The sequence below is a fragment of the Pseudoalteromonas sp. NFXS53 genome (assembly GCF_056629255.1).
The window spans coordinates 264,782-278,280 of sequence record NZ_JBWVBR010000003.1 but is presented as its reverse complement, the minus strand read 5'-3'; the positions used below and the strand labels follow the sequence as shown (position 1 = coordinate 278,280).

Here is a 13,499-nt window from a genome sequence, read left to right as displayed (position 1 = left end):
GGTTGTTCCGATTATTATATTTATTTTCTTATTGTGTCATAACAGGCAAGTATTGAGTACCTTAGCGATTAACCAATACAAAAAAGCCACATCGAGAAAACTAGATGTGGCTTTTTAGATGAACTGTTTTAACTGAAGCAGTTATTACTGCTTGTTAGTTAAAAGCCAGTTACTAAGCATACGAACACCGTAACCTGTGCCGCCTGCTGGGATTTCATCTTTTGCAGAGTTAGTTAACGCATTACCCGCGATATCGATGTGTAACCAACGTGTATCACCTGCAAAGTGTTGTAAGAATGATGCTGCAGTTGTTGCACCTGGGCCGCCCGAACCAATGTTAGTGATATCAGCAATTGGTGACTTAAGCATGTCTTTGTAGCCCAAAGGTAAACGCCATACTGGCTCGTTTACTTGCTTACCAGCAACAGTGATTTGGTCAACTAGCGTTTGGTCATCTGAGAAGATTGCAGAGTAACGGTTACCTACTGCACGGATTTTAGAACCTGTAAGTGTTGCTACATCAATCATGATCTCTGGCTTGTAGTATTCACGTGCATACCACATTGCGTCACTTAATACTAAACGACCTTCAGCGTCAGTATTTAATACTTCAACACTAATACCTTCCGCTGTGCGAAGTACATCACCCGGTGCGATTGAGTTTTCAGAAACCATGTTTGCAGCCATACCCATAACCGCAACTACGTTTACGTCTGCTTTGCTTAGTGCCATAGCTTTAACAGTACCAAGTACCGCTGCAGCACCTGCCATGTCAGATTTCATGCGGTTGATAGATGAACCAGTTTTGATGCTGTAACCACCTGAATCGAATGTAATACCTTTACCAACAAGTGCGATTGGTGTGCTGTTATTACCTTCATAGTGTGCAACTACTAGACGTGAACCGTCTTTAGAGCCACGGCCAACACCTTCAAGTGCGCCCATACCAAGCTCTTTAAGTTTTGCAGGCTCTAAAATAGTTACTTTAACGCCATATTGTTCAAGCTCTTTTGCCGCTTTTGCGAAATCAACAGGCGTCATTTCAGTTGGTACTTCAGACGTTAAATCACGTGCTAAAAATACACCTTTTTCGATGTTTGCTAGTTGCTGGTACGCTTTCGCTGTTGCTTTTTTATCAGCTACATCGATGTTGTAAGTCACATTAAATTTGTTTGGCTCTTTTTTGTAAAGTTCAAACGTGTAATCACGTAAGTTTGCACCGTGTGCAAGTTGTGCTGCAAGGTCAGCGTTGCTCGCTGCGCCTTTTACATCTTCAAACGCGATTGTTGCTTTATTTACTTTTTTACCTTCAAGTTTAGCGTGTAAGTTAGCACCAAGCTTAGCCATTTTTGCTGAGTCAAGCTTGTCTTCTTCACCTAAACCAACTACTAAGATGCGGCCGTAATCGCTGTCAACTGGCGCGATAACTTCTAATGTTTTACCGTAAGCACCTTTGAATTCAGCTGTTTTGATAGCGCGATTAATTTGTTTTTTGGTATCTCTATCTAAGAAATCAAATTGTGTTGCTGTTTCGCCTGCTTGGAAAACAACAAGCGCATCACCCTTGCTTAATTTAGAGTTGAAATTGAAGTCTGCTGCAAATGCGCTTGAAGCAGAAACTGCTAACGCGATTGCACTGATCTGTGAAACAAATTTCATAGTACATTCCTAGATAAATAATTTGTTGGCTTTTTACATTAAATTCGTAAAAAAAGACACTCAATGTCGTTCAATTTACGAGTTTAAACGGTGGATGAAAGTAAATTCACATCCACAAGGTCATAGTTAATAAGTTTCAAGCACATTTTAGGTCAATTAAATGAAAGTAATAATTACGATTTTGTCTACATTGCTATTTTTTCCTCTATTTTCAAATGCAATGGATAAAGACAATGCAACTTCTCATATTCAAACATTGGTGCTAGGTTCGGGATGTTTCTGGGGGGCTGAAAAAGGCTATGAACAGTTAGAAGGGGTGCTAGACGCTGAGTCTGGTTATGCAGATGGGCGTGGATTCAAAGCTACCTATAAAGAAATCATCAAACGTAAACGACGTTTTGATGACAATAATTATGCTGAAGTCGTAAAAGTTACTTACAACGCCAATATGCTCAGTACACGCGCATTGCTTGAACATTTTTTTGAAAAGCACGACCCAACACAAGAAAATCGCCAAGGTAATGACATTGGTACTCAGTACCGTTCAATTATTTTGTATAACACACCTGAACAGCACTCAGTGATCAATGAAGTAAAAGCAGAGTTTCAGAACTTATTAAGCAAGGCAGGGTATGGAGAAATAAAGACCCAAGTGAAACCACTTGAGCAGTTTTATCGTGCCGAAGAATATCATCAAAACTACATTGCTAAAAACCCAAATGGTTACTGCCCTGATCATTCTACTGGCGTGACGTTTAAGCAAACAAAACCAAGTAAAGTTGATAACAGTTCATTGCTGGTGGGCAAGCAAGTGGTGATCATTGATTCTCGAAATTACTGCCCATATTGTGAAAAACTTAAATCTACCGTACTAAACGACTATCAAGGCACGATCCCATTAACCTATCGCTATGCTGATCAACTAGAGGGTTTAGTGGTTCGCTCTGCGACTTGGGCAACCCCCACCATTTTATTTTTTGAAAATGGCAAAGAAGTCGCTGGTTTTCAGGGTTACATGAGCCGTGAAGACTTTTATCATGCGCTGGGTGCATTTAAATTGGGTGATTCAGAAGCCTACGACGTTGCTTTTCAAAAAGGCACCGACAGACCGTTTTGTAAAGAATATGACCTGTTCAAGAAAACAGGCGAGGGCGTGTTTATTGACAAACTTAGCGGTGCGCCATTGTTTGAAACATCAAAACGATTCAACTCAGGTACAGGCTGGTTGTCGTTTACTCGTCCTGTAAAAGACAGTGTCACTTACCATGACGACAATAGCTTTGGTATGAAGCGAATTGAAATACGTTCTAAATCAAGCGGTATTCATCTGGGCCATGTTTTTAAAGGTGAAGGTCCGAGAGGACAAGACAGATACTGTATTAACGCTACCGTATTAGAATTTAAAGAAAAAGTATAAATTTGACTGTAAGCTACAACTAATTAACCCAGTTTTATATAGAACATGTTTATGCTAAATGATGCAAAAGTGCACTATTTTTCATTGTTTAGCGTATACTTTAATTGTAGAAAATGCGTAAGTTACGGCATGGTTCTATTCGCAGGTTATTTATTTGTTAGATGGTGTAGTTTTGGACCAAAATTTATTTTTATTAACAGTTCATAGGCAGTTTAATCGTCTTTTAAGCGATTTAGCATTGAGTTCGGATGTCGCTCCTTTTCTAAAAGAAGTGATCGGAACAGTAGAGCAATTTTTGCCTGGCTGTAAGGTTTCTATTCTAACTTTAAATAAAGAACACAATACACTCCACAGTGGTGCCGAAAATAACCTACCAGACTTCTATAACGATGCCATTGAAGGCGTTAAAATTGGCGAAAATGTGGGAAGTTGTGGCGCAGCGGCATTTTTAAATAAACCTATTATTGTTGAAAATATAAATTCGCACGCAAATTGGCAACCTTATTTAGCGCTTACCCAACAAGCTAATCTACATGCATGTTGGTCTATTCCTTTCACTGATTCTCACAATGAGGTAATGGGGACATTTGCGATATACCATCATGAAGTAAAATCTCCGACGGAAGCTGAAATTGAGATTGTAAAAGTAGCTGCCTTGATCACATCAGTTGCAATGGAAAAACTGAAGTTAGAAAAGCAACTTGTATTCAGCGCGACACATGATGAGCTTACTCGTCTTCATAATCGCGCTTACTTAAATGAAGCGGGTGAAAACTTCTTATCACTTTGCGCTAGAAATGAAATGAATTGCTCTGTGCTATTCATGGATCTAAACAAGTTTAAACGCGTCAACGACGAGCTAGGTCACAAAGCTGGCGATGAATTACTTGTTCATGTCGCTAAGATAATAAAAAAGCAAACTCGTAAAAGCGATATTTCAGCGAGGTTTGGCGGTGATGAATTTATTATCATTATGGAAAATACATCAGAAAATGATGGTGAGTCAGTAGCTAAACGAATACACAAAGCAATCATGGATAGCGTATCTGAGAATATATTGGCACTGAACTTTGGGGTGAGTATAGGTATTGCCAAAATGTCTGCGAATGAGCAGTTATCACTCAAAAAGTTGATTCATATTGCTGATGAAGCTATGTATTTTGCAAAACAAAATGATTTAGGTGTTTATACCAAAAGCGTATAAGGGTTAGTTTTTCGGGAAGTTATTTAGAGAGTTGGTACAACCGAGTGGATTCGAACCACCGACCCCTACCATGTCAAGGTAGTGCTCTAACCAACTGAGCTACGGTTGTACAATGCCAGGAAGTTCCTAGGCAACGGCGGCTAATATATAGCGCTGAAATAAAATGTTCAAGCGTTGAAGCTAAAATTTTGTTTAATTGCAGTTTTTTTGTTCACAACGGTCTAATGTCACACGCTTTATAAAAATTTTGCCACCATATTACGTGCTCTTTGCTTGTTTGTTTTAATTGGTTAAGTAACGAGTTCTTACTTTTAACATCGACTAACTCTGACAGTTCCGAATGTGTTTGCCACAATTCAAACAACATAGGAGAGGTCATTTCGAGTAGACCTGTTAAGTCGGCTTGATACCCCTGAATTTTATTTAAATAAAATTTGTTGAAAATCGTATTTAGGATTTGGGCCTCTTTCTTACTTTTTCCTTCTCTACACACAGAATTCATATAATCAAAACCGGAAATCCAAGCAGTAAATTGTTGGTTGTAGGCAATTTGCAATTGGGCACTTGATAAAAGCTGTCTAATAAATCGATTTTGGTGCAACTTTTCTAACGATGTAGTGATTGACGATGCATCGATAGAGACGGTTTTTTTGCTGGCTATTTGTTTGCGTATATTCACAAGATTATCTAACGCTTCTAGAGCGCTAGCACTGCTGTATTTATTACTGTCTGCAGGAAGAAAGTCGCTAGTATGCTGCAATAAACCTTTTAATTCAGCTTCATTAAAAAGCATATAATTAAATTCGCTTATTAGGTTTTGCTGCTTTTCTACAGCTGCGCTTTTAAGTGTAGCTTTTAGTGACTCATCTTTGGTAAGCGGGTCATTTAGGCAATCATTAGCAAGTTTAATGAACTGAATTTGATACTTTAGCCGCTCACTGGCAACTTGCGTTTTACCAAGCTGATTATTTCTTTTTGCAACTAAGTTAGAAAGCTTACAGTGTCCCAATGAACCGAGTTCGAGTATAGAAATTTGAAACTGCGATTCAAGCTGGGATACAACAGGCAATTGGATATTTTTTAATACCGGCTTGTCAGGAGCATTCCCTAATACGGTATTTAAGCGCGCTTTGTAATCTTCATTTATGTCAACAGCGTGCTCAGTGCACGCTGACAGAATAAGCATACAACTAATCAGTAACCATTTTTGCAAGACGAGACCTCACACTAAGTAAGAGTAAACAGGCGGCAACAGATAAACCAAGGATAATGCCAATCCAAAACCCTTTCGCGCCCATTGGTGCAACCAGCCAATTTGTTTTTGCCAGCACATAGCCCAGAGCGAAGCCAATCAACCAATAAGAGACAAAAGTGATACCCATGATAGGCTGAGTATGTTTAAGGCCTCTGAGTACACCGCTGGCTGCAACTTGAAGGGCATCTGGTAACTGATAAAAACAAGCTAAGATGATGATCCCCATTGCCAACTGAGCAACTTGTTCGTTTTGAGTATACAAATATGTAACTGGCTCTCTAAATATAAATGTAACGAGTGCGACAAAGAAAGCGATCATTGCCGCTAAGCAAAAACTCGTAAAAATGGCCGTTTTAAGTTGTGTGTATGCTTGTTGGCCTGAAAGGTTACCAATACGGATCGCAATGGCCATAGAGAGACTTAAAGGCATCATAAATAACACGGCTGTGACACTCGCAGCAATCTGATGTCCAGATACCATAATTGCACCTAAGTCAGCAATAAACAGCGGAATACATGCAAATAAAGTGACTTCAAAAAAGGTCGCCATCGATATTGGAAAACCAAGTTTAGTGAGGTAAAACATAGACTTTAAGTTTGGCTTTTCAAAGCGTCTTACCAGCCATCTACCTTTCAATTTTTTGCTATTGAAACTATAAATAATTTGGCTCAACGCCATCGCACATGCCACTAGACTTGTTGCAACACCACACCCAGCTGCCCCCATTGCAGGCATGCCTAACTTTCCATAAATAAAAATATAGTTAGCCACTATGTTCACCAACAGCCCGATAATGCTGATGTAAAAAGTGACTTTAGTCAGCCCGATACCTTCTGAGACGTTTCGGTAAACGTTAAACACCAAAAATCCTAAAACGCCCCATTTTACATATTCAATATAAGCTTGCGAGGTGCTAATGATTTCAGCTTTCGCACCAAGTTTAGAAAAAATATAAGGGGTAATAAGAGGGAACAGAAAAACCAATGCACTTAATATGGCAACTAAAAATAAGCTTTGTTGAAAGTAGTGTTTTATCCCTTTTTTGTCTTTAGCGCCATGGCAGTGGGCAACCACGCTGGTCAACGCCAATAAGATCCCCTGCAAAGAAAAAATAACCGGGTTTAATACCCCAGTTGCGATCGACAAAGCCGCGAGGTCATTGGCACTAACTTGACCAGCCATCATGGTGTCTACCACAGACATCAAGACAAGAATGATCTGTGCAAAAAATACAGGTATGGCAAGTTGTAGAAGGCGTTTGGCTTCCCAAAGACTAAATTTCATAAGGTTCGACGGTAAAAACCCTAATTCTAATCTGGTTATAAGCCATAAGCTATTAAAAGAGATAAATAACTTAAATGATCGCTTACTGCCGTTATTTCGTTCCTGTATGATTGCCTTATTACGATAGAGGAGTATTCATGTTTACAGGCATTATTCAAACAAAAGCGAGTGTAATTTCAACAAACCTTAATGGTGGTGTACTCAGACTGGTATTGTCAGTTGGCTCTGAATACTTACAGCATCTTGATTTAGGTGCAAGCATTGCCATAAATGGATGTTGTTTAACGGTTGTAAGTTATGAATTAAATCCGCAAGATGTGGTTGGGCAAGTGGTTTTTGATGTGATTGAAGAAACGCTGAAGCTGACAAATCTTGGCGAGTTAAAACGTGGTATGTTTGTAAACTTGGAGCGTTCGGTGACATTTGGCACTGAACTTGGTGGCCATATTGTTTCGGGGCATATTCACTGTACTGCAGAAATTGAAGATATTGTGGTCAGTGGTAATAACTGCAAGATCTTGCTTGATTTACCTAAAGCCTGGTTGAAGTACATAGTGTACAAGGGGTTTGTCTGCATTAATGGTGCAAGCTTGACGGTGGGAGAAATGACTGACACTGGGTTTTGGCTGCACTTAATTCCAGAAACCTTGTCGATCACCAACCTTGGACTTGCACAAGTAGGCGATAAACTTAATATCGAGGTTGATCAGCAAACCTACACAATAGTAAATACAGTAGAAAATTATATGCAAAAGCATATTCAATAATGGTTTATGCGAACAGGTCTAAAAGATCTGTTCGTCATCGCTATCTACATGTAGCTCTAATTTATTTTGTGCATAGTCAATATGCATATTCAAGTGAATGGGGTTGCAACACGCAGCACAATCTTCATACATATCTTGATCGCCTTCGCTTGCATCTAAACTGACAAAAACATGATGGCCACAATGTGGACAGCTAATACGTTGTTGATATAAAGACTTCATGGAAGCCTCCATAAATCAAAGAATGTAACTTAAATATAGCAGCTGTCATGAGAATTACATTGTTGTTAAAAATTGTATAGTTTAGAGCTGTTCAAGTATGTGTTTTATTTTCTCTTTCGATTGATTTATGTAATCACCAGAGAAACGGTTAGCTAACACTAAAAGTGGGTAGAGTTGGTAAATATCTTTTAAGATAGGCGATAAATTAATTGCAGAGACTGACTGATACCCAGCATAAAAATCATCAGGCAATGTAGCGAATAGTTCGGCTGTTGCAATATCAACAAGTTTATCACCGTAATAGCAAGCTGGGTCAAGCAACATGGGCTTACCATGATAGAAGCGAATATTCCCTTTCCAAAAGTGACCATGTAGTAAAGACGGTGTAATGTGATGAGGGATATGGGGTTTTATGATATGTACAAATTCATCAATATCGACCAGTTTAATTGCCTGCTCTGATAAGAGTTGCAGTTGCCAGCCAAGGCGTTCTTCGGCAAAGAATATGTGCCATTTTTTATGCCACTGATTGGGCTGAGGTTGGTCAATAACGTAGTTATCTTCATCTGAGCCAAACATTTCTTGCTCACACTTTATGTGCATTTTTGCTAAGGTTTGCCCGCATAGATACCAATTATCTTGAGATATTAAATCTTCAAGAAACTCTAATACGATAAATGCAAACTCTTTTGAGGTGCCAAGGGTTATTGTGTCTGCAATGATGAAATCAGAATCTCTGGTGAGGGTATCTCTGGCGTGTTTTTCAGCTTCGAAAAGTTCAATTTGCTCTATTGGAGCAACTTTGACTAAAAAGCAGTGGTTAGCATCAGAAATCTTATAGTGCTTAAAAGCAGAGTGTGTAGTAATTGCCTGTTTTTGGGTTAATTCAAAAGAGGTATGAATGGCCGCGGAAACTTGTTGTTTGACACATTGCCACATAAGACAGCTCAGCTTTTTCGATTTGAATACTAAAACTATGGTTTAAATTTCAAATAACTCAATAAAAGCAAACAAAAATATCCATGATATTTGTGATTGAATCTGTATTTTACGCAAAAGCATAGTTACAATCCGTGTCCTTAACATGGGAGGACAAATGAATAAGAGCTACATCACTAACATAATTGCATGTCTACTGGTTTTTATTGGCTATTTTTACCCTCAACCCATTTTATTTTCAGTTGGTATATTTGCTTTGTCTGGTGCAATGACAAACCTTATTGCAATCCATATGTTGTTTGAAAAAGTCCCTTTTTTATATGGCAGCGGTGTTATCACGCTAAAGTTTAAAGAATTTAAAGCATCAATACGCTCGCTCATTCTGGAGCAATTCTTTACCAAAGAAAAAATAGAATCGGTATTAGAAAGTCAAGGTGACGTAGATCTCAAACCTGTTATTGAGAAAGTAGATTTAAGCCCGGCATTCGATAAGTTAGTCACTGTGATTGAAGGATCTCAATTTGGTCCGATGCTAGGTATGTTCGGCGGAAAAGAAGCCTTAGAGCCAATGCGTGAGTCATTCACTGAGAAGATGCAAGGGGCGATTATAGAAATTACCGAAGAAGAAAAATTTAAGCACTTAATAAAAGACGAACTATTTAGCCATGGTGGCTCAGATAAAATTTTCGCTACCATTGAAAAAGCAGTCGATGGCAGACTTGCTGAATTAACACCTGTGATGGTGAAAGACATTATTCAAAATATGATCAGAACTCATTTGGGTTGGTTAGTTGTTTGGGGCGGGGTATTTGGCGGACTGTTCGGTTTAGTCGCTGCTCTTTTAGGTTAGAGAATAGAATGCGTCAAATAAGATAATTTGACGCATTTTGTTCGTAAAGCATATAAATCATACCCGCAGTTATCTTGAACCAGCAACAACAAGCACTTTCTGATCGCGTTTAGCCGCTAAGTCTCTAATGGTTGTGACAGTATTTAAATCAAGGTTGAGAAATTTAGCACTGTTTTCTAAATCATAAGTTGCGGCAAATTTAGCGACGCTTAAATCATTACAGGTTAACTTGTTTACTAGTGAGTGCTTTTTAATGCGCACATCTTTCATTGTTTGCGAGAGTGCTAGTTTGTCGTCTTTCGCAACTGCCATACATAGTTGAGTGCCAATTGAGTTGTCAGCAGCTGTAAATTCGGTTGCATTTGCATTAGTTGCTACAAATGTTGATGTCGCTAGAAGTAAAGTTGCACCTAATGTAGTTAAAGTATTCATCATTTTGCTCCATGTGTTTATGAGATACAGGTTTAGTATTGCCTGTTCTTAAACAGAATGCTGTAAAACAAAATCGACAGAATGTAATGAAATGTGTTTTATATTTCGGTTTGCTTAACCTGTTGTTTTGTGTGGTTTATATTTGCCAAACATGTAAATGACACACAGAAAAAAATTATAGATATTTCATTGTTAACAGCCTGTTTTCATAATTTGTACCTTATATTATCTGAAAGTATTTATTTGCAACGGTAAATGGCAAAATGTGTCATTTACGACATACTTTTCGGTAATTCTTACAACTGATCATTTAAACCTTTTAATATTTAAGCTTGGTATATGGCGTAAAAATGTAATATTTCATCGTAAATCATTGCAGTGACAGTTACACACGTCGTAACCTATTAATGACAAACTAAAATCAACAAACTGAGATAACCTTATGCAAAAATTTGCAATGTCTACGGTTGTACTTGCACTTGCTGCAGCTTTATCTGGATGTCAGGATAAGGGCCCGCAAAAAGAGTTTGTATCAATCGAAAAAAATCCATATCCGAGTACTTATAAACCAGTATCAAATAAATCAGTGTTAATTACTGATGCTACTGTACTGACTGGTACGGGTGAGCGTTTAGAAAGTGCTGATGTATATATTGTTGACGGTAAGATTCAACAAGTAGGCAAAGACTTAGCCGTTCAAGCTGATACTACAGTAAATGCAGCTGGTAAATGGGTAACACCAGGTATCATAGATGTTCACTCGCATCTTGGCGCATACCCAAGCCCATCGGTTGAGTCACACCAAGATGGTAATGAAATGATCAGCCCGAACACTGCTGAAGTATGGGTTGAGCACTCGGTATGGCCACAAGATCCTGGTTTCAACCGTGCTCGTGAAGGCGGTATTACTACGCTACAAATCTTACCAGGTTCAGCTAATTTATTTGGTGGTCGTGCTGTAACACTTAAAAATGTACCTGCACATACCATGCAAGCAATGAAATTCCCTGAAGCACCATACGGTCTAAAAATGGCATGTGGTGAAAACCCGAAACGCGTTTATGGTCGTAAAGGCGTTGCGCCATATACACGTATGGGTAACATGGCTGGCTACCGTCAAGCTTGGATCGAAGCAACTGAATATAAAGCGGCTTGGGAACAATATGAAGCTGCTTATAAAGCTGGTTTGAACCCAACAGCCCCTGAGCGTGATATTAAGTACGATACGTTACGTGGTGTATTAGACGGTGAAATTCTGATCCATAACCACTGTTATAAAGCAGAAGAAATGGCGATGATGATCGACCTATCTAAAGAGTTTGGTTATCACGCTGGTACTTTCCACCACGGTATTGAAGCGTATAAAGTCGCTGACTTACTAGCCGAAAACGGCAACTGTGCGGCGCTTTGGCCAGATTGGTGGGGCTTCAAGATGGAAGCGTATGACATGGTTCAAGAAAACGTGGCTATCGTTGATGCAGTTAAGAACTCATGTGCTGTTGTTCATTCAGATTCAGACACGACAATTCAGCGTCTAAACCAAGAAGCTGCAAAAATCATGTACACAGCGAACCAAAATGGTTTCAATCTAACTGAAGAACATGCAATTAAGTGGATCACTTACAATGCAGCTAAATCACTAGGTGTTGCAGATAAAACAGGTTCACTCGAAGCGGGTAAACAGGCTGATGTTGTAATTTGGGATAAAAACCCGTTCAGCGTATACAGTAAAGCACAAGAAGTTTACGTTGATGGTGCAAAAGTATATGACCGTAACGATGAAAAGTATCAAGCAGTCAGTGACTTTATGCTAGGTCAGCGATAGGAGTAAAGCATGAAAAAGTTTAATTTATCTTTGGTAACAGGTGCTTTACTTGCGAGCTCAGCAGCATTTGCACAAGTTACGGCAATTACGAATGCCACAGTTCATACTATGACTGATAAAGGTGTACTTAAAGACGCCACAGTATTAATCGAAGACGGTAAAATCATTGCCATTAACCCATCATCAGTATCAGCAGACGTAACAATCGATGCGCAAGACAAAATCTTAACGCCTGGTTTCATTGGTTCAATGAATCAGGTAGGTCTTGTTGAAGTAGGTGCTGTTTCACGTTCAAACGATGGCTATGACAAGAAAGCAAGTGCAATGTTTGATGCAAGCACAGCATTCAACCCTCGCTCTTCGTTAATTCCATATGCGCGTAAAGGCGGTCTAACACAAAATGTGGTTGTGCCGCGTGGTGGTGAGAGTATTTTCTCAGGTTTAAGCTTTGTAACAGATCTAAGCGGCGATTTTGAAAGTGTTACTGCAACAGAGACAGCCTTGATTGTGCGTTTAGGCGCAAAGAGCAGTGGTTCTCGAGCAGTGTCTTTAAAGCAGCTGGTTGACAAACTTGAAGGTCAACAAAAGAAGCTAGCTAAGAAAGACAAAAAAGATGAGAAGAAAGACGAGCCTAGTAAAGAAGAACAGGTTTTAACAAAAGTTCTTAAAGGCGAGCTACCTGTTATTACTAAAGTATCTCGTGCATCAGACATTTTAGAGTTGTTAAAGGTTAAAAAGCAGTTTGGCTTAAACCTAGTACTTTGGAATGCTGAAGATGCGCCTTTGGTAAAAACTCAGATCTCTGAAAGCAACACGCCGGTTATCTTAAGCGCTGTTAGTAATTTACCTAGTGACTTTGATTCGCTTCACGCAAGTCTTGAAACGGCGGGTGAGCTTGAAAAAGCGGGTGTTAAAGTTCTTTTAGCAGTGGGTTCAGACTCAAGCCACAATGTCTATCAGCTACGTTTTGATGCGGGTATTGCTGTTGCAAATGGCATGAGCCATGACGGTGCATTAAAAGCAGTAACAAGCAATATTGCAGATGTATTTGGTCTTGATGCAGGTAAAGTAGCGAAAGGCCAACGCGCTGATTTAGTACTTTGGAGTGCAGACCCATTTGAATTCAGCACAAGTATTGAGTCAATGTGGATAAACGGTGAAAAAGTGAATACGAATGATTCACGCCACGACAAGCTACGTGATCGTTACAATACGCCTTCAGATATGCCGCGAGCATATACTAAGTAAGGTCTAAAAAATGAGAAAGGGCTGATAATCAGCCCTTTTTTTATAACTAAATTTTGTTTAGATGCTTAAATACACCGCGCAGGTTTTGGTAGACCAGCTATTTTGGTCGCTTGTTTAGCTGGACCTTTTGGAAATAGTTTATATAAATACATACTATTGCCTTTATCTTCACCAAGCGCTTTGGCCATGGCTTTCACGAGCATACGGATTGCAGGGCTGGTGTTGTACTCTTCATAAAAGTCTCTGACAAAACGCACAACTTCCCAATGTGCTTCTGATAGCTCGATATTTTCTTCCGCAGCAATAATAGGCGCTAATGATTCGCACCACTGTGTATGGTCAAGTAAGTAACCTTGCTTATCTGTCTCTATTTGGGTGTTATTAAATTCGATCATA

The 13,499-nt window shown here is 39.2% G+C and carries 13 protein-coding genes and 1 tRNA gene; 6 read left to right on the top strand and 8 right to left on the bottom strand.

Annotated features, from left to right (window positions below; genetic code table 11):
- Nucleotides 1-144: 144 nt before the first annotated feature.
- The gene (locus AC1HJP_RS05910) at nucleotides 145-1,659 is read right to left on the bottom strand and encodes a leucyl aminopeptidase (protein WP_480360997.1); all 1,515 of its coding nucleotides are present in this window, start codon (nucleotides 1,657-1,659) and stop codon (nucleotides 145-147) included.
- 220 nt (nucleotides 1,660-1,879) lie between these two features.
- On the opposite strand from AC1HJP_RS05910, the gene msrA reads away from it, so the two are divergent.
- A complete protein-coding gene (msrA, locus tag AC1HJP_RS05905; protein WP_480361087.1) occupies nucleotides 1,880-3,076 on the top strand; it encodes a peptide-methionine (S)-S-oxide reductase MsrA in 1,197 nt (398 codons plus the stop codon).
- A gap of 172 nt (nucleotides 3,077-3,248) precedes the next feature.
- Nucleotides 3,249-4,280, top strand: coding sequence for a sensor domain-containing diguanylate cyclase (locus AC1HJP_RS05900; RefSeq protein ID WP_480360996.1), 1,032 nt, complete (start codon nucleotides 3,249-3,251; stop codon nucleotides 4,278-4,280).
- Between the two features lie 32 nt (nucleotides 4,281-4,312).
- Here AC1HJP_RS05900 and AC1HJP_RS05895 read toward each other — a convergent pair.
- From AC1HJP_RS05895 to AC1HJP_RS05885, 3 genes are all read right to left on the bottom strand, one after another.
- Nucleotides 4,313-4,389, bottom strand: a tRNA-Val gene (locus AC1HJP_RS05895).
- Nucleotides 4,390-4,491: 102 nt separating this feature from the next.
- Nucleotides 4,492-5,493 carry a DUF3080 family protein gene (locus AC1HJP_RS05890; protein ID WP_480360995.1) on the bottom strand — a complete coding sequence of 334 codons (1,002 nt, stop codon included), beginning with the start codon at nucleotides 5,491-5,493 and terminating at the stop codon, nucleotides 4,492-4,494.
- The gene (locus tag AC1HJP_RS05885; RefSeq protein ID WP_480360992.1) at nucleotides 5,471-6,820 is read right to left on the bottom strand and encodes an MATE family efflux transporter; all 1,350 of its coding nucleotides are present in this window, start codon (nucleotides 6,818-6,820) and stop codon (nucleotides 5,471-5,473) included. Before AC1HJP_RS05885 ends, AC1HJP_RS05890 begins: the two co-directional genes overlap by 23 nt.
- A gap of 137 nt (nucleotides 6,821-6,957) precedes the next feature.
- Here AC1HJP_RS05885 and AC1HJP_RS05880 point away from each other — a divergent pair, with 137 nt between their 5' ends.
- On the top strand, nucleotides 6,958-7,587 hold the full coding sequence (locus AC1HJP_RS05880; protein ID WP_475160815.1) for a riboflavin synthase subunit alpha: 630 nt from the start codon (nucleotides 6,958-6,960) through the stop codon (nucleotides 7,585-7,587).
- Between the two features lie 18 nt (nucleotides 7,588-7,605).
- On the opposite strand, the gene AC1HJP_RS05875 is transcribed toward AC1HJP_RS05880, so the two are convergent.
- Together AC1HJP_RS05875 and AC1HJP_RS05870 are read right to left on the bottom strand one after the other, a co-directional pair.
- A complete protein-coding gene (locus AC1HJP_RS05875) occupies nucleotides 7,606-7,809 on the bottom strand; it encodes a CPXCG motif-containing cysteine-rich protein (RefSeq protein WP_138478534.1) in 204 nt (67 codons plus the stop codon).
- Nucleotides 7,810-7,890: 81 nt separating this feature from the next.
- Nucleotides 7,891-8,748 carry a fructosamine kinase family protein gene (locus AC1HJP_RS05870; protein ID WP_480360989.1) on the bottom strand — a complete coding sequence of 286 codons (858 nt, stop codon included), beginning with the start codon at nucleotides 8,746-8,748 and terminating at the stop codon, nucleotides 7,891-7,893.
- 157 nt (nucleotides 8,749-8,905) lie between these two features.
- Between AC1HJP_RS05870 and AC1HJP_RS05865 the strand changes: the two genes are divergently transcribed.
- On the top strand, nucleotides 8,906-9,598 hold the full coding sequence (locus tag AC1HJP_RS05865) for a DUF445 domain-containing protein (protein ID WP_480360988.1): 693 nt from the start codon (nucleotides 8,906-8,908) through the stop codon (nucleotides 9,596-9,598).
- A 69-nt stretch (nucleotides 9,599-9,667) separates the two neighbouring features.
- Here AC1HJP_RS05865 and AC1HJP_RS05860 read toward each other — a convergent pair whose 3' ends face one another.
- The gene (locus tag AC1HJP_RS05860; RefSeq protein ID WP_421962718.1) at nucleotides 9,668-10,033 is read right to left on the bottom strand and encodes a DUF3718 domain-containing protein; all 366 of its coding nucleotides are present in this window, start codon (nucleotides 10,031-10,033) and stop codon (nucleotides 9,668-9,670) included.
- A gap of 439 nt (nucleotides 10,034-10,472) precedes the next feature.
- On the opposite strand from AC1HJP_RS05860, the gene AC1HJP_RS05855 reads away from it, so the two are divergent.
- Complete coding sequence (locus tag AC1HJP_RS05855; RefSeq protein WP_480360985.1) at nucleotides 10,473-11,855, top strand: amidohydrolase; 1,383 nt, start codon at nucleotides 10,473-10,475, stop codon at nucleotides 11,853-11,855.
- Between the two features lie 9 nt (nucleotides 11,856-11,864).
- Complete coding sequence (locus AC1HJP_RS05850; RefSeq protein WP_480360983.1) at nucleotides 11,865-13,103, top strand: amidohydrolase family protein; 1,239 nt, start codon at nucleotides 11,865-11,867, stop codon at nucleotides 13,101-13,103.
- 65 nt (nucleotides 13,104-13,168) lie between these two features.
- On the opposite strand, the gene AC1HJP_RS05845 is transcribed toward AC1HJP_RS05850, so the two are convergent.
- Nucleotides 13,169-13,498, bottom strand: coding sequence for a TusE/DsrC/DsvC family sulfur relay protein (locus tag AC1HJP_RS05845; RefSeq protein WP_349286500.1), 330 nt, complete (start codon nucleotides 13,496-13,498; stop codon nucleotides 13,169-13,171).
- Nucleotide 13,499: the final 1 nt, after the last annotated feature.

What these genes read in the sequence shown, in the direction of transcription:
- AC1HJP_RS05910 (WP_480360997.1), bottom strand. Translation starts at nt 1,659, where the DNA reads ATGAAATTTGTTTCACAGATCAGTGCAATCGCGTTAGCAGTTTCTGCT.
- msrA (WP_480361087.1), top strand. Translation starts at nt 1,880, where the DNA reads ATGGATAAAGACAATGCAACTTCTCATATTCAAACATTGGTGCTAGGT.
- AC1HJP_RS05885 (WP_480360992.1), bottom strand. Translation starts at nt 6,820, where the DNA reads ATGAAATTTAGTCTTTGGGAAGCCAAACGCCTTCTACAACTTGCCATA.
- AC1HJP_RS05880 (WP_475160815.1), top strand. Translation starts at nt 6,958, where the DNA reads ATGTTTACAGGCATTATTCAAACAAAAGCGAGTGTAATTTCAACAAAC.
- AC1HJP_RS05875 (WP_138478534.1), bottom strand. Translation starts at nt 7,809, where the DNA reads ATGAAGTCTTTATATCAACAACGTATTAGCTGTCCACATTGTGGCCAT.
- AC1HJP_RS05870 (WP_480360989.1), bottom strand. Translation starts at nt 8,748, where the DNA reads ATGTGGCAATGTGTCAAACAACAAGTTTCCGCGGCCATTCATACCTCT.
- AC1HJP_RS05865 (WP_480360988.1), top strand. Translation starts at nt 8,906, where the DNA reads ATGAATAAGAGCTACATCACTAACATAATTGCATGTCTACTGGTTTTT.
- AC1HJP_RS05860 (WP_421962718.1), bottom strand. Translation starts at nt 10,033, where the DNA reads ATGATGAATACTTTAACTACATTAGGTGCAACTTTACTTCTAGCGACA.
- AC1HJP_RS05855 (WP_480360985.1), top strand. Translation starts at nt 10,473, where the DNA reads ATGCAAAAATTTGCAATGTCTACGGTTGTACTTGCACTTGCTGCAGCT.
- AC1HJP_RS05850 (WP_480360983.1), top strand. Translation starts at nt 11,865, where the DNA reads ATGAAAAAGTTTAATTTATCTTTGGTAACAGGTGCTTTACTTGCGAGC.
- AC1HJP_RS05845 (WP_349286500.1), bottom strand. Translation starts at nt 13,498, where the DNA reads ATGATCGAATTTAATAACACCCAAATAGAGACAGATAAGCAAGGTTAC.